Source organism: Pseudoduganella aquatica, assembly GCF_020865585.1.
In the GTDB taxonomy this organism is placed as follows: domain Bacteria; phylum Pseudomonadota; class Gammaproteobacteria; order Burkholderiales; family Burkholderiaceae_D; genus Rugamonas; species Rugamonas aquatica_A.
Map to the genome: position 1 here is coordinate 5,065,231 of NZ_CP086370.1, position 20,992 is coordinate 5,086,222.

Annotated in this window: 19 protein-coding genes; 8 read left to right on the forward strand and 11 right to left on the reverse strand. The window is 66.3% G+C overall.

What is annotated here, in order from left to right; genetic code table 11:
• Positions 1-50 precede the first annotated feature (50 nt).
• A complete protein-coding gene (locus KT882_RS22615; protein ID WP_161073019.1) occupies positions 51-644 on the forward strand; it encodes a CHRD domain-containing protein in 594 nt (197 codons plus the stop codon).
• A 127-nt stretch (positions 645-771) separates the two neighbouring features.
• Here KT882_RS22615 and htpG read toward each other — a convergent pair whose 3' ends face one another.
• The 3 genes from htpG to KT882_RS22630 are packed head-to-tail and all read right to left on the reverse strand — an operon-like array spanning position 772 to position 5,497.
• Positions 772-2,694: a molecular chaperone HtpG gene (gene htpG, locus KT882_RS22620; protein WP_161073020.1), complete on the reverse strand. Its 1,923-nt coding sequence runs from the start codon at positions 2,692-2,694 to the stop codon at positions 772-774.
• A gap of 25 nt (positions 2,695-2,719) precedes the next feature.
• Positions 2,720-3,946, reverse strand: coding sequence for a GGDEF domain-containing protein (locus KT882_RS22625; protein WP_161073021.1), 1,227 nt, complete (start codon positions 3,944-3,946; stop codon positions 2,720-2,722).
• Between the two features lie 54 nt (positions 3,947-4,000).
• Complete coding sequence (locus KT882_RS22630) at positions 4,001-5,497, reverse strand: aminotransferase-like domain-containing protein (RefSeq protein WP_228893369.1); 1,497 nt, start codon at positions 5,495-5,497, stop codon at positions 4,001-4,003.
• A 96-nt stretch (positions 5,498-5,593) separates the two neighbouring features.
• On the opposite strand from KT882_RS22630, the gene KT882_RS22635 reads away from it, so the two are divergent.
• The 4 genes from KT882_RS22635 (at position 5,594) to KT882_RS22650 (ending at position 9,948) form a co-directional block, all read left to right on the forward strand.
• Positions 5,594-6,517, forward strand: coding sequence for a DMT family transporter (locus KT882_RS22635; protein WP_228893370.1), 924 nt, complete (start codon positions 5,594-5,596; stop codon positions 6,515-6,517).
• Between the two features lie 47 nt (positions 6,518-6,564).
• Positions 6,565-7,026, forward strand: a complete 462-nt coding sequence (locus KT882_RS22640; RefSeq protein WP_161073023.1) for a RidA family protein — start codon at positions 6,565-6,567, stop codon at positions 7,024-7,026.
• Between the two features lie 108 nt (positions 7,027-7,134).
• Positions 7,135-8,328, forward strand: coding sequence for an aminotransferase-like domain-containing protein (locus KT882_RS22645; RefSeq protein ID WP_161073024.1), 1,194 nt, complete (start codon positions 7,135-7,137; stop codon positions 8,326-8,328).
• Positions 8,329-8,586: 258 nt separating this feature from the next.
• Entirely contained in the window at positions 8,587-9,948 is a 1,362-nt protein-coding gene (locus tag KT882_RS22650; protein WP_228893371.1) for a diguanylate cyclase, read from the forward strand.
• A gap of 155 nt (positions 9,949-10,103) precedes the next feature.
• Here KT882_RS22650 and KT882_RS22655 read toward each other — a convergent pair whose 3' ends face one another.
• Positions 10,104-10,859 carry a class II aldolase/adducin family protein gene (locus KT882_RS22655; protein WP_161073026.1) on the reverse strand — a complete coding sequence of 252 codons (756 nt, stop codon included), beginning with the start codon at positions 10,857-10,859 and terminating at the stop codon, positions 10,104-10,106.
• Positions 10,860-10,936: 77 nt separating this feature from the next.
• Between KT882_RS22655 and KT882_RS22660 the strand changes: the two genes are divergently transcribed.
• Entirely contained in the window at positions 10,937-11,605 is a 669-nt protein-coding gene (locus tag KT882_RS22660; RefSeq protein WP_161073027.1) for a Crp/Fnr family transcriptional regulator, read from the forward strand.
• A 144-nt stretch (positions 11,606-11,749) separates the two neighbouring features.
• Here KT882_RS22660 and KT882_RS22665 read toward each other — a convergent pair whose 3' ends face one another.
• Genes KT882_RS22665 through KT882_RS22675 form a run of 3 tightly spaced genes read right to left on the reverse strand, consistent with a single transcriptional unit; the run spans position 11,750 to position 16,519 of the window.
• On the reverse strand, positions 11,750-13,312 hold the full coding sequence (locus KT882_RS22665) for an FGGY-family carbohydrate kinase (RefSeq protein ID WP_228893372.1): 1,563 nt from the start codon (positions 13,310-13,312) through the stop codon (positions 11,750-11,752).
• A 1-nt stretch (position 13,313) separates the two neighbouring features.
• Positions 13,314-14,918, reverse strand: a complete 1,605-nt coding sequence (locus KT882_RS22670; protein WP_228893373.1) for a glycerol-3-phosphate dehydrogenase/oxidase — start codon at positions 14,916-14,918, stop codon at positions 13,314-13,316.
• The gene (locus KT882_RS22675; RefSeq protein WP_228893374.1) at positions 14,915-16,519 is read right to left on the reverse strand and encodes an FAD-binding oxidoreductase; all 1,605 of its coding nucleotides are present in this window, start codon (positions 16,517-16,519) and stop codon (positions 14,915-14,917) included. Before KT882_RS22675 ends, KT882_RS22670 begins: the two co-directional genes overlap by 4 nt.
• An 87-nt stretch (positions 16,520-16,606) precedes the next feature.
• On the opposite strand from KT882_RS22675, the gene KT882_RS22680 reads away from it, so the two are divergent.
• Positions 16,607-17,647, forward strand: a complete 1,041-nt coding sequence (locus KT882_RS22680) for an AraC family transcriptional regulator (protein ID WP_228893375.1) — start codon at positions 16,607-16,609, stop codon at positions 17,645-17,647.
• 35 nt (positions 17,648-17,682) lie between these two features.
• Here the strand turns inward: KT882_RS22680 and KT882_RS22685 are convergent, their stop codons facing one another.
• The 3 genes from KT882_RS22685 to KT882_RS22695 form a co-directional block, all read right to left on the reverse strand.
• Positions 17,683-18,123 (reverse strand): hypothetical protein, encoded by a 441-nt coding sequence (locus KT882_RS22685; protein WP_228893376.1) that lies wholly within the window; start codon positions 18,121-18,123, stop codon positions 17,683-17,685.
• A 61-nt stretch (positions 18,124-18,184) separates the two neighbouring features.
• The gene (locus KT882_RS22690; protein ID WP_228893377.1) at positions 18,185-18,712 is read right to left on the reverse strand and encodes an SRPBCC family protein; all 528 of its coding nucleotides are present in this window, start codon (positions 18,710-18,712) and stop codon (positions 18,185-18,187) included.
• Positions 18,713-18,814: 102 nt separating this feature from the next.
• Positions 18,815-20,269 carry a cytochrome P450 gene (locus tag KT882_RS22695; protein WP_228893378.1) on the reverse strand — a complete coding sequence of 485 codons (1,455 nt, stop codon included), beginning with the start codon at positions 20,267-20,269 and terminating at the stop codon, positions 18,815-18,817.
• A 66-nt stretch (positions 20,270-20,335) separates the two neighbouring features.
• Here KT882_RS22695 and KT882_RS22700 point away from each other — a divergent pair, with 66 nt between their 5' ends.
• Positions 20,336-20,725 (forward strand): VOC family protein, encoded by a 390-nt coding sequence (locus KT882_RS22700; protein WP_228893379.1) that lies wholly within the window; start codon positions 20,336-20,338, stop codon positions 20,723-20,725.
• Positions 20,726-20,734: 9 nt separating this feature from the next.
• On the opposite strand, the gene KT882_RS22705 is transcribed toward KT882_RS22700, so the two are convergent.
• Positions 20,735-20,935 carry a hypothetical protein gene (locus KT882_RS22705; RefSeq protein WP_057157919.1) on the reverse strand — a complete coding sequence of 67 codons (201 nt, stop codon included), beginning with the start codon at positions 20,933-20,935 and terminating at the stop codon, positions 20,735-20,737.
• Positions 20,936-20,992 lie beyond the last annotated feature (57 nt).

Genomic DNA, 20,992 nt, shown 5'->3' on the forward strand with positions numbered 1-20,992 from the left:
GCCTATAGTTAAGAAGCTGGTTTACCCCACTCTCAACGAAAGGTAGCGCGATGAAAACAATAATCAGCCTGGCAATTTGCACCTTGACGCTGGCGGCTGCGGCCGCCAGCGCAGCGCCCGTCAGCTATGGCGGCACACTGAGCGGCGCGGCCGAATCGCCGCCCGTGCCATCGCCGGCGACCGGTTCCACGCTGGTCGTCTTCGACATCGCGGCGCACACGCTGACGGTGAACATGAACTTCAGCGGCCTGCTCGGCACCACCACCGCCGCCCACATCCACTGCTGCACCATGGTTCCGGGCATCGGCAATGCCGGCGTGGCGACGGAAACGCCCACGTTCAACGGCTTCCCGCTGGGCGTGAGCAGCGGCAGCTATTCGATGATCTACGACACCACGCTGGCGTCCAGCTGGAGCCCGGGTTTCCTGGCCAACAACGGCGGCACCACGGCGGGCGCGGAGGCGGCGTTCGGCGCGGGGCTGGCCAGCGGCTCCGCCTACCTCAACATCCACAGCAATCTGTACTCGGCCGGCGAGATCCGCGCCTTCCTGGCGCCGGTGCCGGAGCCGGGAACCTGGGCCATGCTATTGCTGGGCATACCGGCAGTGCTCGGGCTGCGCCGGCGGGTTACGCCTGGCGGCTAACCCGCCCTACATGGTTTGACGGCATTTGTCGCGTAGGGCGGGTTAGGCCGGAGGCCGTAACCCGCCAACTCAGCGAAAAAAAACCGGCCCCCTCGCGGGTGGCCGGCTTTTTACCAGGCGGGGCGGCTTACTTGGCCGCGCCGCTCAGCAGCATTTCGTTCAGGCGCTTGACGAAGGTGGCCGGGTCAGCCAGCGAACCGCCTTCGGCCAGCAGCGCCTGGTCGAACAGGATGTGCGACCAGTCCGCGAACTGGGTGCTGTCCGCGTTTTCGTACTTCAGGCGCGTCACCAGCGGGTGGTTCGGGTTGATCTCGAGGATGGGCTTGGACTCGGGCGCAGCCTGGCCCGCCGCCTTCAGCATGCGCAGCAGGTTGCCGGACAGCTCGTGCTCGTCCGCCACCAGGCAGGCCGGCGAATCGGTCAGGCGGAAGGTCACGCGCACTTCCTTGGCCTTGTCGGCCAGCGCGGCCTTCATCTTCTCGGTCAGTTCCTTGTACGAGGTTTCCGTTTCCTCGTGCTCCTTCTTCTCGGCTTCGTCTTCCAGCGAGCCCAGGTCCAGGCCGCCCTTGGCCACCGACACCAGCTCCTTGCCTTCGAACTCGGTCAGGAAGGACAGCATCCACTCGTCCACGCGGTCCGTCATCAGCAGCACTTCCACGCCCTTCTTGCGGAAGATTTCCAGGTGCGGGCTGTTCTTGGCGGCCTTGTAGCTGTCGGCCGTCGCGTAGTAGATCTTGTCCTGGCCTTCCTTCATGCGCGCCACGTAGTCGGCCAGCGACACGGTCTGCTCGTCGCTGTCGGCGTTGGTGGAAGCGAAGCGCAGCAGCTTGGCCAGGCGGTCCTTGTTGGCCGCGTCCTCGCCCACGCCTTCTTTCAGCACCTGGCCGAATTCGGTCCAGAAGGTGGCGTACTTGTCTTTCTTTTCCTGTTCGTCGGCGTTGGCCAGTTCTTCCAGCATGCCGATCACGCGCTTGGTCGAGCCGTCGCGTATCACCTTCACGTCGCGCGATTCCTGCAGGATTTCACGCGACACGTTCAGCGGCAGGTCGGCCGAGTCGATCACGCCTTTGACAAAGCGCAGGTAGGTCGGCATCAGCTGCTCGGCGTCGTCCATGATGAACACGCGCTTGACGTACAGCTTGATGCCGCCGCGCTTGTTGCGGTCCCACAGGTCGAACGGGGCCTTGGCCGGGATGTACAGCAGCTGCGTGTATTCGCTGCGGCCTTCCACGCGGTTGTGCGTGTGGGTCAGCGGCGCGGCGAAGTCGTGCGACACGTGCTTGTAGAATTCTTCGTACTGCTCCGGCGTGATGTCGGACTTGGCACGCGCCCACAGCGCGCTGGCCTGGTTCACGGTTTCCAGTTCGTCCTTGACGACGGTTTCCTTCTTCTCTTCGTCCCACTCTTCCTTGGCCATGACGATGGGCAGGGAGATGTGGTCCGAGTACTTGCGGATGATGGATTTGATCTTCCACGACGACAGCAGCTCGTCCTCGCCTTCGCGCAGGTGCAGGATGATGTCGGTGCCGCGCGAGGGCTTTTCGATCTGCTCGATCGAGTAGTCGCCCTCGCCGGCCGATTCCCAGCGCACGCCGTGCGCCGCGTCCAGGCCCGCGCGGCGGGTTTCAACGGTGATCTTGTCGGCCACGATGAAGCCGGAGTAGAAGCCCACGCCGAACTGGCCGATCAGGGCCGCGTCGGCCTGCTGGTCGCCGGACAGCTTGCCGAAGAACTCCTTGGTGCCGGACTTGGCGATGGTGCCCAGGTGCGAAATGGCTTCATCGCGGCTCATGCCGATGCCGTTGTCCGAAATGGTGATGGTGCGCGCCGCCTTGTCGAAGCTGACCTTGATTTTCAGTTCGTGATCGTTGCCGTACAGGGCGTCGTTGTTGATCGCCTCAAAACGCAGCTTGTCGGACGCGTCGGACGCGTTCGAGATCAGTTCACGCAGGAAGATCTCCTTGTTGGAGTACAGGGAGTGGATCATCAGCTGCAGCAGCTGTTTTACTTCCGCTTGAAAACCCAGTGTTTGCTTTTCGGTGTCAGCCATTTTTACCTCAATAGTCTTCGATTAATCAGGGTGTTGGGTGTTGCACAGGTTCCCGGTAATTGGGGATACCGCCCTCAATTTCAAGAGCAGCGCATTCTACCCGGTTGCGGCCGGCCGCCTTGGCGGCGTACAGCGCCGCGTCGGCGCGGCGCAACAGGTCGTCGAAGCCGGCGTCGCCCGGCGCGCGCACTGCCACGCCGATGGAAACGGTGATGGCCAGCTTCAGCTCCCCCGCCATGAAGGGCTGCGCGGCCACGGCCTGGCGCAGGCGTTCGCCTGCGGCGCGCGCGCCGGCCGCGTCCACCGCCTCGAACAGCACCACGAACTCCTCGCCGCCCTGGCGCGCCGGCAGCTCGGTCTCGCGGCAGGCCGCTTCCAGCCGCTCGGCCACCTGCTTGAGCGCCACGTCGCCGATGGCGTGGCCGTAACGGTCGTTGACCTGCTTGAAATGGTCGATATCGACCAAGGCCACGCCCATGCCTGGCCGGGCCTCGCTGAAACCGCCGCCGGCCGCAAAGCGGCGCTCGCCGGTGTCAGCCAGGGTGCGGCGGTTCGCCAGGCCGGTCAGGTAGTCGGTGGAGGCGGCGCGCTCCCACTGGCGGCGGATGCGCTCGGAGCACATCAGCAGGAAGGCCGTGGTGCCGATCACGGGGATGGCCGCCACCACCAGCGGCGAGGCGACATTGATCCAGTAAGCACCGTCGGACACCCGGTAGCCGGGCGGCACGCCGGCGATCAGGAAGTAGGCCAGGCGCAGCAGCATGAACACCATCACGCCGACGAACAGGCCGGTCATCACGCGGCGGCTGCTGGCGCGGGCGCGCCGCTTCTGCGAATGCAAGTGCCACACGCAGGCGCCAAGGATGAACAGCCAGGTCAGCGTCAGCACCGCGACGCGGGCCGCCATATCCGGCTGCACCAGGTTGTACCAGAACACGCCGCCGCCGCCGGCGATGGCGGGCAGCCAGATCCAGGGACTGTCCGGAGCGCCGTAGAACTGGCGCAGCGCGCGCCAGTAGCCGGTGAAGCCCAGTACGAACAGGGCGTTCCCCAGCGGCAGCATCACTGCGCGCGGCGCCAGGTCCTGCACCAGGAACAGCAGGCAGCCGCAGGCGTGCACCAGGGTGGAGACGCGCCAGCTGACGGCGCTGGGGCGCAGCGAATGCGGCAGGTCGCCATGCATCAGCCCGAGCACGCCGCCATTCGCCAGCATCATCAGCGCTGCAATCAGATATACGGTTTTAGGATCCATTCAGCTGCTTGGGACGCGGTAGCGCGCCGTTCCGGCAATGACAAGACAGCAATTTTACCCTTTCAACTCCCGCTCGAGGAAGCGCCAAACGGCCGGGTCCTGCATGGCGGCCAGGTTCAGGCGCATGCGGGTGGACGGCAGCTGGCTGGGCGAGAACAGGCTGCCCGGCGCCAGCAGCAGGTTTTCCGCCATGGCGTGGGCGGTCAGCACATTGGTGTCGCGGCCCGCGTCGGCCCAGACGAACATGCCGGCCGGCGCCGCCACGTCCACCTTCAGGCCCACGCGCTCCATCTGGCGGTAGGTGCGCCCGCGCAGCGCGTCCAGCCGTGCGCGGATGCGGTCCACATGCTTGCGGTACAGGCCTTCGGACAGGATTTTGTACACCACGCGCTCGCCGATCTCGCCGGTGGTCAGCGTGGACAGCATCTTGCGGTCGGCCAGGCGCTGCGCCCATTCCGGCTTGGTGGCGATAAAGCCCACCCGCAGATTGGCCGCCATGGTCTTGGAGAAGCCGCCCAGGTAGATCACGCGGTTGAGCTGGTCCAGCGCGGCCAGGCGCGTGGCCGGCTGCACCGCGCTGCCGGGATGCAGATCGCAATAAATGTCGTCCTCCACCACGGTGAAGCCGTGTTCCTCGGCCAGGCGCAGCACCTGGAAAGCCTTGGCGGCGGACAGCGAGGTCGAGCTGGGGTTGTGCAGCACCGAGTTGATGACGTACAGGCGCGGCTTGTGCAGCGCGGCCAGCTGCGCCAGCTGGGCCAGGTCCGGCCCGTCCGCCAGGCGCGGGATACCCACCACCTTGGCGCCCAGCGCGGCGAAGGAGCCGAACATCAGGAACCAGGCCGGGTCGTCGACAAAGATGGTGTCGCCGGGCAGCGTGAACTCGCGCGCCACCAGGTCCAGCGCCTGCGTCACGCCCGCCGTGGTGACGATCTGCTCCGGCGCGGCGGCAATCTCCAGCTCGCCCAGCTTGTGCTGCAGCTGCTGGCGCAGCGGCAGAAAGCCCTGCGGCACGCCGTAGTTGACCAGCTGCGCCGGGTTCTGGCGGCTGATGGCGCGCAGCGCGTTGGCGATGCTGGCGCCGTCCAGCCATTCGGACGGCAGCACGCCCGCGCCGGGCATCTGCTGGTGCGGCACCTGGCGGAACATATTGCGCACCAGCCAGACCACATCCAGCTGGCTGGCGTCGCCGTCCGCCGGGGACGACAGCGTGGACAGCGCCGCGCCCGCAGGCGAGGAGCGCTCGCCCGCGTTCATCGGCGAGCGCTCGCGCACATAGAAACCGGCGCCGCGGCGCGACTCCAGGTAGCCGCGCGCCACCAGCTTGTCGTAGCCCGCCACCACCGTGAACGGACTCACGCCGTGCGCGGTGGCGAACTGGCGGATGGAAGGCATGCGCGCGCCGCTGCGCAGCAGCTTGTCGTCGATGCGCGCGGCCACCGAGCGCACGATCTGGTCGATCAGCGATTCGCCGGACTCGCGGGACAGCAGCGCCAGCAGCGGAACCGGCTTGGCGCGCACGGGGGCGTCCTGCAGGGTTGTATTGGTCATATCGCCATCACAGTATGTGAATTATGTGGGAAAGTGTATTGGCACTGTACTGGTGTTCTCACATAGGATACACCCATCCCTTTTTGAAAGCGAACCATGACTACGCAGATCGCCACCGTCCCGCGCCTGTCCGACGAAACACGGGGCATGCTGCTCGGCCTGGCCGGCGTGGCCATCTTCAGCCTGACGCTGCCCTTCACCCGCATGGCGGTGGCGGCGTTCGAGCCGTCCTTCGTGGCGCTGGGCCGCGCGCTGGTGGCGGCGCTGCTGGCGGGACTGTGGCTGCTGTGGCAGCGCGCGCCGCTGCCGCCGCGCGCCGCGCTGCCGCAGCTGGCCGTGGTGTCGCTGGGCTGCGTGATCGGCTTTCCGTGGCTGACCTCGATCGCCATGCGCACCCTGCCCGCCTCGCACGGCGCGGTGCTGGTGGGCGTGCTGCCGCTGGCCACGGCCCTGTTTTCCGCCCTGCGCGGCTATGAAAAACCCTCGCGCGGCTTCTGGCTCATGGCCGTGCTCGGCTCCTCCCTGGTCGCCGGCTTCGCGCTGCAGCAGAGCGGCGGCAGCCTGCACGCGGCCGATCTGGCCGTGTTCGCCGCCGTGCTGCTGGCCGCCATGGGCTACGCCGAAGGCGGCCGCCTGTCCAGAACCATGGGCGGCCAGCAGGTCATCAGCTGGGCGCTGCTGCTGTCCGTGCCGCTGGTGCTGCCGGTGGTGCTGTGGGAATGCCGCGGCAGCTGGGACGCCATGCTGCACGCCGGCGCCCGCGCCTGGGGCGGCTTCGCCTACGTTTCCGTGTTCTCCATGTTCATCGGATTCTTCTTCTGGTACCGCGGCATGGCGCTGGGCGGCGTGGCCCGCGTGGGGCAGGTGCAGCTGGTGCAGCCCTTCCTGTCCATCGTCGGCGCGGCGCTGGTTTTGGGCGAAACTATAGAATTGAGCAATATTCTGTTTGCTTTGGCCGTTATTTCCGTCGTTGCTATGGGCCGCAAAATGCAGATCAGCAGCGAGAAAGACGTACAATAACGGTCTTAGCGCACTACCCTTGCAACCCTTTTTCTGGAATACCAAACATGTCCGTCTACGAAAAACTCAAATCGCTCGATATCACCCTGGCCCCACCGGCAGCTCCTGTCGCGGCCTACGTTATGTACGTGCAAACCGGCAACCTGGTATTCATCTCCGGCCATATCGCCAAAAAAGCCGACGGCAACCCATGGGTAGGCCAGCTGGGCAAGAACATCACCACCGAGGAAGGCCAGCAGGCGGCCCGCTCCATCGCCATCGACCTGATGGGCACGCTGCAAGCGGCCTGCGGCGGCGACCTGGGCCGCGTCAAGCGCATCGTCAAACTGATGAGCCTGGTGAACTCCACCCCCGACTTCACCGAACAGCACCTGGTCACCAACGGCGCCTCCGAGCTGCTGGGCGAAGTGTTCGGCGACGCCGGCAAGCATGCGCGCTCCGCCTTCGGCGTGGCGCAGATTCCGCGCGGCTCGTGCGTTGAAATTGAACTGATCGCCGAGATCGCCTAATTGACAGATACGGGCGGCGCCCACCCGGCGCCGCTCTTTCACGGCCGCCACAAGCGCGCTTGTTCATCGGCCGGACCCAGTCCGCCGACTTCCTCTGAGAGCAATCGTATGAAAATCGAAAACCCCCATCCCTTCCCGTGGCAGTTCGCCGAGCGCGCCAGCCAGATGCAAAGCTCCTTCATCCGCGAGATCCTGAAGGTGACCCAGCAGCCCGAGATCATCTCCTTCGCCGGCGGCCTGCCTTCGCCCGCCACCTTCCCGGTGGAACGCATGCAGGCGGCTTTCGACAAGGTACTGCGCGACAACGGTAAAGTGGCCCTGCAATACGGCCCGACCGACGGCTACCTGCCGCTGCGCCAATGGATCGCCGATTCGCTGTCGACCAACGGCGCCAAGATCGTGCCGGAACAAGTGCTGATGACCTCCGGCTCGCAGCAAGCGCTGGACCTGCTGGGCAAAGTGCTGATCGACGAAGGCAGCAAAGTGCTGGTGGAAACCCCGTCCTACCTGGGCGCGCTGCAGGCGTTCTCGGTCTACCGCCCCAACTTCGTCTCGGTCGCCACCGACGAGGACGGCCTGGTGCCGTCGTCGCTGAACGACGTGGCCGCCGGCGCGCGCCTGCTGTACGCGCTGCCCAACTTCCAGAACCCGACCGGCCGCAGCCTGTCCATCGCGCGCCGCCAGGAACTGGTGGAAACCTGCGCCCGCCTGGGCGTGCCGCTGGTGGAAGACGACCCTTACGGCTCGCTGAGCTACAAGGGCGAACCGGCGCCGAAGATGGTGGCCATGAACCCGGACGGCGTGATCTACATGGGCTCCTTCTCCAAGGTGCTGACCCCCGGCATCCGCCTGGGCTACGTGGTCGCCCCGCTGGCGCTGGTGCGCCGCCTGGAACTGGCCAAGCAGGCCGCCGACCTGCACACCTCGCAGCTGACGCAGATGGTGGTGCACGAAGTGATCAAGGACGGCTTCCTGGACCAGCACATCCCCACCATCCGCACCCTGTACGGCGACCAGTGCCAGTGCATGCTGGACGCCATGGCCGAACACTTCCCGGCCAGCGCCACCTGGACCAAGCCTGAAGGCGGCATGTTCATCTGGGTCAAGCTGCCGAAACAGATCAACGCCATGGAACTGCTGGACGAAGCCATCAAGCAAAAAGTCGCCTTCGTGCCCGGCGCGCCGTTCTACGCCAACGAGCCGGAGACCAACACCCTGCGCCTGTCCTTCGTGACCGTGCCGCCGGAACGCATCCGCGCCGGCGTGGCCATCCTGGGCAAACTGATCGCAGAACGCCTGTAATTCCGCAGCACCGCGTGGGCGCATCCGCCGCCCACGCCTCCCCTCCCCGGCGTCTGTTGCCCCATAACAACATGGACCGCCTTGCGCCACATCAAAAATACCAAAAGTTACTTAGTTTCGTAGCAGCAATAACAACATTCCCGAAAATAAGGGACGATCGCACTATTTTCCTCGTAGGCGACTCATGTTTTTTTACAATTTGAATTGGCAAAGCGGTATGATTTAGACAGATAGTTACCCTCGACCAGGCGATAAGTAATGACCAAAGGCGGTTCCAGTTACTCCCCTCGTCGCGACGCAGCGATCCTGATCGTCGACGACGCACCGGCCAATCTGAGCGTATTGCGCAAGATGATGGTCGAGCAGGGCTACCAGACATTCGTCGCCACCTCCGGCGAGCGGGCGGTGCAGATCGCCCGGCGGGTGCATCCCGACTTGATCCTGCTGGACGTGGTCATGCCCGGCATAGACGGCCTGGAAACCTGCCGCCAGCTGAAAGCCAATCCCCTGACCGCAGGCATCCCCATCATCTTCATGAGCGCCAAGAACGAGGCGGAAGACGTGGTGGCCGGCTTCGACACCGGCGGCGTGGACTACATCGGCAAACCGCTGCGCATGGCCGAAGTTTGCGCGCGCGTGCGCACCCAGCTGCAAATCCGCATGAACAGCGAAACGCAGCAGGAGCAGGCCGAGCGGCTGCGCACCATCGTCAACTCCATGGCCGAAGGCCTGCTCATCATCGAGCCGGACGGCCGCATCCAGTTTACCAACCCGGCCTGCGACCAGTACCTGGGCTACGCGCCCAACGAGCTGGCCAGCAAGACCATCTTCGACCTGCTCAACCCGCTGGTGGCGCAGGAATACCTGGACTACTTCGGGCGCTACGCCGCCAATCCCGAGACGGCGCACAGCCACGGCACGCGCGAAGTCATCATCCGGCACAAGTTCGGCACCTCGGTGTGCATGGACCTGACCTTGACGCCGATGTTCATGCGCCAGCCGCTGTTCATCGGCCTGCTGCACGACATCACGCACCACAAGATGTCGGAAGACGCGCTGCAGCGCGCCGCGATGGTGGACCCGCTGACCAAGATCGCCAACCGGCGCCACTTCGACGGCTTCCTGGAAAAGGAATGGCAGCGCGCCATGCGCAGCGGCTCGCCGCTGTCGCTGGTGGTGCTGGACGTGGACCACTTCAAGCTCTACAACGACAGCCTGGGCCACGCGGCCGGCGACGTCTGCCTGCAGCAGGTGGCGCAAGCGATCAACGCGCACGCCCTGCGCGCCACCGACCTGGCGGCGCGCTACGGCGGGGAGGAATTCGTGCTGCTGTTCGCCGAGACCGACGCCGACTCCGCGCTGGCGCTGGCCGAATCGATACGCTGCCACGTCGAAGCGCTGCAGCTGCCGCACCCGCGCTCGATCACCTCGCCGTGGATCACGCTCAGCGTCGGCGTGGCCACCATCTACCCGCACCAGATGGAAAACACCGAAGCCCTGTTCGTCGCCGCCGACCGCGCCATGTACACCGCCAAGGAAAGCGGCCGCAACCAGGTCCAGTCCAGCAAGAGCGCCAGCCCCTCCACCGCCAGCGAAGCCCTGAAAACCGCCGCCCTCTAGCGTGCCCCACCCCGGGGTCAGTTCTGTCATCGCGTCACGGCCTCATCCATAACAGTACGTAACAGCCAAGCTCATGGAGCGATGACAGAACTGACCCCGGGTGACACGGGTGACAAGTCCCGCTGATTCGCGCTGGCGAGCGCTGGATGGACGGCTTAGGTGCGGTAGCTGGCGTCGAGCTTGTCGAGCTTGCGTATCAGCGCGGGCCAGGCGAAGGCGCCGCCCAGGCCGCTGGTCTGCACGCGCATGGCTTCGGCCACGCCTTGCACGATCTGCGGATGCACTTGCACCAGTTCGCCGCCGGCCTGCGCCGCCAGCTGGATCTGGCAGGTGGATTCGAAGATGTACATGGCGAGGAAGGCGTCGGCGATGCTGCCGCCGCAGGTGAGCAGGCCGTGGTTGCGCAGCATGAGGAAGTTGGCGCGGCCCAGGTCGTCCTGCAGGCGCGGCTTTTCTTCGTCGCGGAAGGCCACGCCTTCGTAGTCGTGGTAAGCCAGCGAGGCCAGCACGAAGGTCGATTGCTGCGAGATCGGCAGCACGCCGCATTTCTGCGCGCTCACCGCCACGCCGGCCCGCGTGTGGGTGTGGATCACGCACTGCGCGTCCTCGCGCGCGGCGTGCACCGCGCTGTGGATGACGAAGCCGGCCGGGTTCACCGGGAAGGCACTGTCGATCAGCTTGTTGCAGTCCTGGTCCACTTTCACCAGCGAGGACGCGGTGATCTCGTCGAACATCAGCCCGTAGGGATTGATCAGGAAGTGGTGCTCGGGACCGGGAATGCGGGCGCTGATGTGGGTGAACACCAGGTCGCTCCAGCCATGCAGGGCCACCAGCCGGTAGCAGGCGGCGAGGTCGACCCGCAGCTGCCACTCTTCCGGGCTGACGAGGTGTTGTACGGATGGGATGTTCATGGGAGTCTCCTGTGTAGTTTTAATCTAGTATCGCGGCGCGCTGGACTTGAGACTGTCAATTTCCTTACAATTGCCGCATGCCTTCCGCCATCCTGCTCGCCAATCCCTGGTACGCCGCCCTGCCCGCCGACGTGCGCGCGGCCATGCTGGACGGCGCTGAGCCGGTCAGGCTGCGGCGCGGCGAGATGCTGTTCCGCCAGGGCGACGCGCCCGGCGGCCTGTATGCGGTGCTGCGCGGTTCGCTGAAGGTGTCCACGCTGCGCGAGGACGGGCGCGAGGCCATCCTGGGCGTGATCGAACCGGGCACCTGGTTCGGCGAGATTTCGCTGATCGACAGCCTGCCGCGCACGCACGACGCCACGGCCATCGGCGCGTCCGAGCTGCTGGTGCTGCCGCACGAGGCTTTCCATGCGCTGATGGAGCGCCCGGTGTTCGCGCGCGCCGTGGCCTCGCTGCTGGCCACGCGGCTGCGCATGATGTACAGCATGATGGAGGACGCCACGCTGCGCAGCACCCGCGCCCGCGTGGTGCGCCGCCTGCTGCTGCTGGCGCGCGGCGACGCGGCCATGGCGAGCGCGGTGCGGCCGCGCATACCGGTGTCGCAGGAGGCGCTGGCCATGATGCTGGGCATTTCGCGCCAGACCTTGTCCAAGGAACTGAAGCAGCTGGAGGCGCTGGGCGCCATCCACATCGGCTACCGGTGCATAGAACTGTTGTCCGGGACGGCGCTGCGGGATGCCGCTTAAGCAAGCTCGACTTTGTTAACAGATTCTGTGGATAAGCATGTTAACAAGCCGGACAACGGCCGCCTAAGTGGCTGTTTAAAAAGAGAAAAGTTATCCCGCACATTTTTTCAGCAGCGGGAGTTATTCACAGGCGAGGCACGGGCACTACGGCGCTTCTGGGTAGCCGGTAATGTCGGCGATCTCCGCGTACATGGGCTGCAAGCGCTTGTACATTTTCAGGTAGACGCGCTGGTAGAGCTGCTCATACGTCTTGCGGCTGGCCTCCGACGGCTGGAACACGCGGCCTGGCCGCGTCATGGCCCGGATGGCGGCGGCGAAGTCCGCATGCAGGCCCAGGCCCGCCGCCGCGCAGATGGCGGCGCCCAGGCCGGAGGTTTCATACAGGTGGGCGCGCGCGGCGGGCAGGCCGAAGATGTCGGCCGAGAGCTGCATGGCCGCGTCGCTTTGCGAGCCGCCGCCGGCGATGCGCAGTTCCGTCACCCGCACGCCGCTGCGTTTCTGTATCCGCTCCGTGCCTTCGCGCAGCGCGTAGGCCAGGCCTTCCAGTATCGCCCGGTACATATGGGCGCGCGTGTGCACGTCGCCAAAACCTATCATCGCGCCCTTCGCTTCCGGACCGGGCACCTTGATGCCCGGACTCCAGTAGGGCTGCAGCATCAGGCCCATGGAGCCGGGCGGCACGGCGTTCACCAGCTTGTCGAACTGGGCCTCGGGCGAGGTGCCTTTTTCGGTGGCGGTGGCCTGCTCCAGGTGGCCGAACTGCTCCTTGAACCAGTTCACCATCCAGTAGCCGCGGAAGATCTGCACTTCGGTGCTGTAGGCGCCCGGCACCGCCGAAGGGTATGGCGGAATGAAGGGCGTGACTTCGATGTACTTGCTGTTGGTGGTGTTGATGGTGGCCGTGGTGCCGAAACTGAGGCAGCCTATGTGCGGCTCCAGGCAGCCCGCCCCTATCACTTCGCAGGCCTTGTCGGCGGCGGCGGCCACCAGCGGCGTGCCTTGCGGGATGCCGGTGGCCTGCGCCGCTTCGGCCGTGATGGCGCCGATCACCGTGCCGGGCTGCACCAGTTCGGGCAGCATCTCGGGACGCACGGCCAGCGCCTGCCATTTCCAGTCGCGCGCGCCGGCCCAGCGGTGCTTCTTGTAGTCGAACGGCAGGTAGGCCACCTGCGAGCCGGTCGAGTCCACGTAGCTGCCGCACAGGCGATGGTTCAGATAGCCGGACAGCAGCAGCACCTTGTGCGTCCTGGCCCAGATGTCAGGCTGGTGGGCGGCGATCCAGTTCACTTCGGCCTCGCGGCGGAAGTAGTTGATGGTGCCTTCCACGCGCGCCAGCTTGAAGGCGGCCTTCCACAAGGGGCCGATGGGCGGCACGGTGCTAGTGCGGCGCTGGTCCAGCCAGGTGATGGCGGGCCGCAGCGGCTTGCCGTCCTTGTCCACGTTGATGACGGTGCCGCGCTGCGTGGTGACGGCCACGCCTTTGACCTCCTCGCGGCGGATGCCCGAATCTTCCCACAGCCGCTGGCAGGCGATGCAGACCGCGTTCCAGTAGCCTTCCGCCTTGTGCTCGGCCCAGCCGGGGTGGTCGGAGTAATAGGGCTGGAGGTGGACCTGGGTCTTGGCGGCGAGGTTGCCCGCCAGGTCGAACAGCAAGGCGCGCACGCTTTGGGTGCCGTTGTCGATGGAGAGGATGTAAGGTCCGGGCATGTTATGCGGGCAAGCTGTAATGAGTGTTCAATAATGCCAGATAGGCGGCCTGTTCGGCATCCCAGCGGGCGTCGTCCCAGCCCAATTCGGGCTGGCAGATGGCGCGCGCGCGCGGCAGGATGGCGGCGCCGCCGGCCCTGAGCTGCAGGCCGATACGCAGGCGGCGCAGCAGCAGGTCTTCCAGGCGCTGCACGGATTCGTGCCGCGCGGCCCAGCGCAGCTGCGCCCAGATACTGGCGGTGCCCGGGATCAGATCGAGTTCGCCCTCGTGCGCGCAGCCGATCAGCGCCTGCGCGCTGGCGCCGTAGCGGCCTTGCAGGCGTTCGGCCTGGCCGGCGGGCAGGCCTTGTCCGCGACGGAGCGCAGCGGTGGACGCGAAAATGGACTGCGGCGCAAGGTCCGCGTGCCAGCCGGGCAGCATGGGTGCGGCGGCGCGCAGCGCGTCCAGCGCGATCACGCGGAAGGTGGTGAGCTTGCCTCCGGTGACCGTGAGCAGGCCGTCTTCCAGCCAGAGCGCATGCTCGCGGGTTTCCTTGGACGGGTCTGCCTGGCCGCTGTCGATCACGGGGCGCACGCCGGCATAGGTGGCGAGGATGTCGCTTTCCTGCAGGTCCAGTTCCGGGAACTGGCTGCGCAGCGCGGCCATCAGGTAGTCCACTTCGCCGCGCGTGATGGCGGCTTCGAAGTTCATGTCTTCGCTGTGGTCCACGTCCGTAGTGCCGGCCAGGGTGACACCCTCCCAGGGGAAGGCGAATACGGGGCGGCCGTCGGCCGGGTGCATCAGGCTGACGGCTTGCGCCAGCGGCAGGCGCCATGCGGGCAGCACCAGGTGGCTGCCGCGCAGCGGACGCAATCGTTTGCCGCCGCTGGCGCGCAGCGCGTCCGCCCAGGCGCCGGTGGCGCTGACGACGACACGCGCGCGCACTTCATGCGCCGCGCCGGTGGGCGCGTCGAGCAGGCGCGCGCCGCATACTTTGCCGTCTGCGCTGCGCAGCAGGCTTTGCACGCACAGATAGTTGAACGCTGTTCCGCCCAGCGACTGGGCTTCCTGCACCACGCGCATGACAAGGCGGGCGTCATCCGTCTTGGCGTCGCTGTAGCACATGCCGCCGCGCAGGCCTTCGGTGCTGATGTGCGGGGCGATGGCCAGGAATTCGGCGCGCGGGTAGTAGTGGCGGGCGCGCTGGCCTGCCATGTAATCGTAGATGGCCAGCCCGGCGAGAAACGCGCGGCGGCCGGGCTTGCGGCCTTCGTAGTCGCCGAAGGCAAAGCTTTGCGGCTCCACCAGTCCGGCCGCTTCGCGCAGCAGGCTTTCGCGCTCGTGCACGGACTCGCGGGTGAGCGAGAATTTGCCTTCCTTCAGATAGCGCAAGCCGCCGTGCACCAGCTTGGACGAGCGGCTGGACGTGCCCCATGCAAAGTCGCGCTGCTCCACCAGCAGCGCTTTCAGGCCGCGCCGCGAGGCTTCCAGCAGGATGCCCGCGCCGGTGATGCCGCCGCCGATAATCAGCAAGTCCCAGTCGCGCGCAAGCAGTTCGGCAAGCGCCGCGCGCCCGCCGGGCTGCCAGTGCGGCGCCGGCGTTGTCTCGCTCGCGGCCGCGCTCATGGCTTCGCCGCCGGCAGCAGCTTGCCGGGGTTCATCATGCCCTGCGGGTCGAAGTGGCGGAAGATCGCCTCCATGGCAGCGATGCCCGCCGCGCCTTTTTCCGCCGCCAGGTAAGGCGCATGGTCGCTGCCCACGCCGTGCTGGTGGCTGATGGTGCCGCCGCTGTTCACGATCGCCAGGCTGACCGCCTGCTTGAGTGAGCGCCAGCGCGCCATGTCCTCCTCGTAGTCGCCCGCCAGCCGGTACACAAACGTGGTGTACACGCTGGCGCCCTGCGCGTACAGGTGCGACAGGTGGGTATAGGCGTGCACTTGCTCGCCATGCTGCGCAAGCGCCTTGGCGGCGGCGGCTTCCACCGCATGCATGGTGGGCTCCACCAGCGGCCAGTCCACCGCCGTCTCCACCGTGTCGATCACATAGCCGTGCTCCCATGCCGCGTTGCGCAGGTAGACGTTGCGGAAGCGGTTCTGCTTCCACTTGTCGCCCATCTTGCGGCCCACATGCACGCCGCCGTGACCGCGCGCCAAACGCAGCGCGGCGGCTATGGCGGCCTTGGCCTGCGGCCTGGCGCCGCTGGCGCCCAGCATCAGCATGCACTTGCCGTCCTTGCAGCCGCGCAGCGACAGCCAGCCTTCCAGCAGTCCTATCAGCTTCTTGTGGCCGGCCAGCGCCAGCATGGTGGTGGTCTCCAGTGCGTTCGACAAGCGCAGCATGGACAAGCCGAGTTTTGCCTGCGCCAGCTCGCGCACCGCCGTCTCCGCGCTCGCCCAGTCAGGGAAGAACACGGCATGGAAAGCTTCGTACGCGGGCAGCGGCGACACGCGCACCACCGCTTCGGTCAGGATGCCGATACGGCCTTCCGATCCCAGCACAATCTCGCGCAGGTCCGTGCCTGCCGCCGACGCGGGGAAGGTGGGAACTTCCAGCCGGCCCACCGGCGTTTCCACCGTGCCGCCGGCGAACATCTGCTCTATGCGCCCGTAGCGCAGCGACTGCTGGCCCGAGGAGCGCGTGACGATCCAGCCGCCCAGCGTGGAGTACTCGAAGGACTGCGGATAGTGGCCCAGCGTGTAGCCGTGCGCGCGCAGCTGCGCTTCGAGGTCCGGACCGTACACGCCCGCGCCGAAGGTGGCCAGCTGCGAGACGCGGTCCAGATGCGCCATGCGGCACAGGCGCGTGAGGTTCACGGCCAGCGTGGCCTGCCCGCCCTCGCCCGCCGTCAGATGGCCTGCCACGCTGGTGCCGCCGCCGTGCGGCACAACGGCCGCGCCGTAGCGCTGCGCGTAGTCCAGCAGCTCGCGCACGTCTTCCGCGCTTTCCGGAAAGGCCACGCCATCGGGCGCGGCGCCGATGCGGCCATAGCGCAGCTTAAGCCAGTCCGGCAGGCTTTGCCCAAGCGCGTTGCGCAGGCGGACCGGCGCGCTGGTCTCTATCAGCCGGTGGTAGGGCAGGCGCGGCGGCGCCAGGGCATTGCAGGCTTGCTCGAACGTGGCGTCCTCCCTGCCCTTGCCCGCGCCTATGCGCTGGGCCAGGAAGGCTAGCGCGTCGGCCTCCAGCGCAAAGTTCACCGCGTCATCGCCCCAGCCGTTCCAACGTCTCATGTTTTTTTCTCCGCTTGCTATACTGGCGCACCTGGCCAAATGATGACTAGAGAATAAGACTAAACCCGCCTCAGGTATTGCGCTTTCATGACACACGCCTTGTTCGATTATGCCAAGCACGGCCGCGTAGCTGGCTCCTCTCTGCAGCCGCTGCTGGAGGCTGCGGCGGCGCGCGGCGTGGCTGCGCAGGCGCTGGAGCAGGCGGCCGGCCTGGCGGCGGGCGCGCTGGAGCCGCTGCCGGATTCCCTGCCGGCCGCAGACTATGTGCGCCTGCTGGACACCGCCGCCGCGCTGGCGGACGATCCGCATTTCGGGCTGCACGTGGGCGAGCGCGTCAAGCTGGGCACCTACAGCGTGTACGGGCTGATCCTGCTGAGCTGCCGCGATTTCGGCCACGCTTTCGAGCAGACCATACGCTATGAGCAGCTGGCGCACGACCTGGGCCGCTCCAGCCTGGAGGTCGAAGGTGGCCTGGCGCGCTACACCTGGCATAGCCGCTTTCCGGGCGCCACGCGGCATTTGGCGGACAGTGTATTTGCGGGCATCCGCGTGTTCGGGAACTGGCTGGCGGGCGCACCGCTACCGCCGGCGCGGCTGGAGCTGATGCATGACGGCGGCGGCACAGCGCTGCATGGCGAATATTTGCGCGTGTTTGGTGAGCTGCCGCAGTTCGGCGCGCCGGCTCATGTGGCGAGCTTTGATGCGCAGCTGCTGGCGTGGCCGGTGCCGAATGCGGATGTGGGCATGTATCCGGTGCTGCGGCAGCACGCGGAGCAGTTGCTGCTGCAGCGCGCGCAGGCCGATGCGGGCATCGCGGCGCAGGTGCGGGAGGCGATCGTGCGCGGCCTGCCGCAGGGGCAGGCGCGGCTGGCGCCGGTGGCGCAGGAGCTGGGGCTGTCGCCGCGCACCTTGCAGCGCAAGCTGAGCGATGCGGGCGTGAATTTTCAGCAGGTGCTGGACCAGACGCGCTTCGCGCTGGCCAGGGAGTACTTGCGGCAGCCGGGGCTGGGCTTGGTGGATATTGCGTTTTTGCTGGGGTATCAGGAGCAGAGCGCTTTCAATCACGCCTTCAGGGAATGGGCGGGGGTGAATCCGGGGGCTTGGCGGGTTACGGCGCAGAGCGCCTAACCCGCCCTACGCGGTTCGACGCCAAGCGGCATTTTTCAGGTTTCCGCGCCGCGCACGCGGACGAAGGGGCCGAGGCAGGCGTCCATGCTGGCTTGCAAGCACATGAGGAACATATTGCCGGAATGGTGGAACAGGATGAAGCTCGATACCGCCTGCCCTACTTCGGCCACTTGCCCGGAACAATCTTTCTTGCCGTTGTCTTTGACGATCTTGTCGGAGGTCTTGTAGAAGCCGTTCTTGTCGGGCTGGTCGTCGATGAGGAATTCGGTTTCGGCCACTTCGGACGCGCTGGTGATCAGCGCCGTGCCGTCGGCGCGCATGCGGTAGATTTCCTGGCAGGAGCCGTCCGGCAGCACGAAGCGCCAGGTGCCGACGATGGGGTGGTTGTCGCGCACGGGGCCGGCGTTGCCGGGCGCCGCGCAGCATAGGGCGCAGGCCACTATCATCAGGCGTACAAGCCGGCTCAGGATATACATGGCGAACCTCCGCGTTTGGCGTTGGATGCGCCCAGTATATCCCGGCCCGGCAAAGCGCGTTTTACTTCTCCGCCACCGCCTTCATGCTGGCCAGGCCTTTTTCAAAATCCGGACCTACCATTTTGTCCATGCTGACGAACACGCCCATCAGCTTGGTGATGAAGGCGCTGGGGCCGGACATGGTCCACACCACGGTGGTGCTGTCGCCCTTGGGTTCCAGCGCGAACACGGTGGTGTTGTGCGACTCGAACGGTTTCAGGAAGTCGAGCTTGATGTCGATCTTGCTTGGCGCAGCGGCGCCGGTGATCTCCATGCGGCCTGCGCCCACCTGGTCGTTGCCTTCCCAGCCGTACACGGCGCCCACGCCGGTGGGGGCGCCGCTGAAGGTGCGCACCATTTTCGGGTCCAGGTGCTCCCACGGCGACCAGGTGCTCCAGTTGTGGAAGTCGCTGATCATGGGGTAAATCTTGTCCGGCGCGGCTTTGATGGTGATGCTGCGCGTGACGGTGAAGCTGTTGGGCTGCGCCAGGGCCAGGCCGAGGATGATGACGATGATGGCGGTAATGGCGATGGCGATTTTCTTGAGCATGGGGTCTCCTGCTGTCATGGTTTTTATAGGCCGGCTGTTGCCGAATGCGCAAGCCTAGCATGGTTTTTTGGCTACGTTGTCAAAAAAATGCGGCTCGGCCGTTCACGCGCCGCGTGCGCGCAACAGCAGCGGCAAGGCGCTCGGCGTCATCGTGAAGGTGAAGCATTCCTCCACCGGCGGCGCGCCTTCCCGCAGCGTGAAATCGAAGTTATGCAGGATCATGGACATGGCCATTTTGATCTCAGCCATCGCCAGGTAGCGCCCGGGGCAGAAGCGTGGCCCGCCGCCAAAGGGGAATATCTTGCGCGCCGGGTCGGAGACGGAGGCGGCGGAATCCGCGCCGCCTTCGGCGCCGGCCAGCCAGCGCTCGGGCAGGAAGGCGTCCGGCTCGGCAAAGCCGCCGTCGCGTTCCGCCGCCTGGCGCAGCAACAGGAAGACCACCGTACCGGGCGGAATCTGCACGCCGCCTATCAGCGTTTCCACATTGCTCTCGGCAGCCATGAAGGGCGCCACCGGCTTCAGCCGCATGGCCTCCTGCGTGGCCGCGTCCAGGTAGGCCATGCGCTCGAGCAGATGGGGGTCGCGCGCCACGGTGTCCGTGCCGAGCAGGCTGTCCGCCTCCGCTGCGGCGCGGGCCACGGCGGCGGGCGACTGCGGCAGCAGGTTGAGCAGCCAGGCCACCGTGTTGGAGGTGGTGTCCTCGCCGGCGAACACCATGGTGATGGCGTTGCCGATCACGGCGCTGTCGGTGAAGCCGGAGCCGGCTTCGTCGCGCGCGGCCACCAGCGCTTCCAGCATATTGGAAGGCTTGGCCCGCAAGGCGGGATCGGCCTCCATGCGCGCGCGGGTCTGCGCGATGAAGCCCTCAATGGCGCTGTGGATGCGCGCGGCGGCGGCGTCTGCCTCGCGGTCCACCGGCAGCTTGAACAGCTTCCAGTATTCCACCGGCGTGACCAGGCGGCGCGCCACGCGCTTGAAGATGAATTCGATATCGCGCTGCAGCGGGTTGTCCTCGTGCTCGAGCGTGTTGATGTCCTGCCCCATGGCCAGGCCTATGGTCACGTCCAGCGTGTAGGCTTTCAGGTCGCGCAGCACGTCCACAGCGCGACCGGCGGCGAGCGCGGCCTTCCAGCGCAGGCACAGGCGCTCGGTCATCATGGCCAGCGTGGGAAAGAAGCGGTGCACCACTTCCGGCGTCAACGCGCGCATGGCCAGCTTGCGCTGGCGGCGCCACTCCTCGCCCTCGGCGGTGAACAGGCCGCGCGTGCCGGCCTCTTCCAGCATGCGCGCGGTTCGCGTGGAGCGGCGGAAGGTGTCCGGCCGGTCGCGCAGGATGCTGGCGATCAGGCCGCGGTCCGCCACCACCACGAAGCTGCGGCGCACCATGGTGAAACGGTAGATGGGACCGAACTCGCGCGCCCAGTCCTCCATATTGCGGTGGAAGCGGCCAGGCTGGATCTGGCGCAAGTTACCCAGCAGCGGCAGGCCTTTGGGGCCGGGCAGATCCGCGACGCAGCGCATCTCCGCCGTGCCTGCCGTGTTTGCAGTGTCAGCCATCTCTCATCCTGGGGTGGGCAGATTATCTGTTATATTTTACGCCACGTTTTGCATGAGGGAGTGCCTATGTTGTCGCATGTTTTTGTGGGAGTGACGGAGTTCGGACGCGCGCATGCGTTCTACGCGGCGCTGCTGGCCGAGCTGGGGCTGGTGCAGAAATTCAGGGATGACAGCCGGCCGTGGGCGGGCTGGATGGCGGCAGATGCGCCGCGCCCGCTGTTCTTGATCGGCAAGCCGTTTGAAGGCGAGGCCGTTTGCGGCAACGGCCAGATGGTGGCGCTGCTGGCGCCGTCGCGCGCTGCGGTGGAACGCGCCCACGCCGCTGCGCTGGCGCACGGCGGCAGCTGCGCGGGGCAGCCCGGCTTGCGGCCGGAATACCACGCCAACTACTACGGCGCCTATGTGCGCGACCCGGATGGCAATAAACTGTGCGTCTGCTGCCATCACGAGGAATGAAGATCCGGCCTAGGCCAGCGCTTCCTTGGCAGCTTCTTCCGGCGTCAGGCCGTCATAGAACTGGTCGGTGAACCATTCGATCTGTTCCTCGATGTGTTCCTGCGCCTGTTCCACGGTGGCGCCACCCTGCACCAGAAAGCCCTCCACTTCTATGCACCAGTGAATCAGCGCCAGGGTTTCTTCGTCCAGCTCTTCTTTTTTCTTTGCCATGCTTGCTACACCTTCACTGTTACGGTATTGAATGCCAGCCTACAGTGTAGCAGCATG

Coding starts and splice junctions, on each gene's coding strand:
- KT882_RS22665 (WP_228893372.1), bottom strand. CDS start 13,312: ATGCCCGGACCTTACATCCTCTCCATCGACAACGGCACCCAAAGCGTG.
- KT882_RS22650 (WP_228893371.1), top strand. CDS start 8,587: ATGACCAAAGGCGGTTCCAGTTACTCCCCTCGTCGCGACGCAGCGATC.
- KT882_RS22675 (WP_228893374.1), bottom strand. CDS start 16,519: ATGAGACGTTGGAACGGCTGGGGCGATGACGCGGTGAACTTTGCGCTG.
- KT882_RS22700 (WP_228893379.1), top strand. CDS start 20,336: ATGTTGTCGCATGTTTTTGTGGGAGTGACGGAGTTCGGACGCGCGCAT.
- KT882_RS22630 (WP_228893369.1), bottom strand. CDS start 5,497: ATGACCAATACAACCCTGCAGGACGCCCCCGTGCGCGCCAAGCCGGTT.
- KT882_RS22625 (WP_161073021.1), bottom strand. CDS start 3,946: ATGGATCCTAAAACCGTATATCTGATTGCAGCGCTGATGATGCTGGCG.
- KT882_RS22680 (WP_228893375.1), top strand. CDS start 16,607: ATGACACACGCCTTGTTCGATTATGCCAAGCACGGCCGCGTAGCTGGC.
- KT882_RS22695 (WP_228893378.1), bottom strand. CDS start 20,269: ATGGCTGACACTGCAAACACGGCAGGCACGGCGGAGATGCGCTGCGTC.
- KT882_RS22705 (WP_057157919.1), bottom strand. CDS start 20,935: ATGGCAAAGAAAAAAGAAGAGCTGGACGAAGAAACCCTGGCGCTGATT.
- KT882_RS22640 (WP_161073023.1), top strand. CDS start 6,565: ATGTCCGTCTACGAAAAACTCAAATCGCTCGATATCACCCTGGCCCCA.
- KT882_RS22635 (WP_228893370.1), top strand. CDS start 5,594: ATGACTACGCAGATCGCCACCGTCCCGCGCCTGTCCGACGAAACACGG.
- KT882_RS22615 (WP_161073019.1), top strand. CDS start 51: ATGAAAACAATAATCAGCCTGGCAATTTGCACCTTGACGCTGGCGGCT.
- KT882_RS22655 (WP_161073026.1), bottom strand. CDS start 10,859: ATGAACATCCCATCCGTACAACACCTCGTCAGCCCGGAAGAGTGGCAG.
- KT882_RS22670 (WP_228893373.1), bottom strand. CDS start 14,918: ATGAGCGCGGCCGCGAGCGAGACAACGCCGGCGCCGCACTGGCAGCCC.
- KT882_RS22690 (WP_228893377.1), bottom strand. CDS start 18,712: ATGCTCAAGAAAATCGCCATCGCCATTACCGCCATCATCGTCATCATC.
- htpG (WP_161073020.1), bottom strand. CDS start 2,694: ATGGCTGACACCGAAAAGCAAACACTGGGTTTTCAAGCGGAAGTAAAA.
- KT882_RS22685 (WP_228893376.1), bottom strand. CDS start 18,123: ATGTATATCCTGAGCCGGCTTGTACGCCTGATGATAGTGGCCTGCGCC.
- KT882_RS22645 (WP_161073024.1), top strand. CDS start 7,135: ATGAAAATCGAAAACCCCCATCCCTTCCCGTGGCAGTTCGCCGAGCGC.
- KT882_RS22660 (WP_161073027.1), top strand. CDS start 10,937: ATGCCTTCCGCCATCCTGCTCGCCAATCCCTGGTACGCCGCCCTGCCC.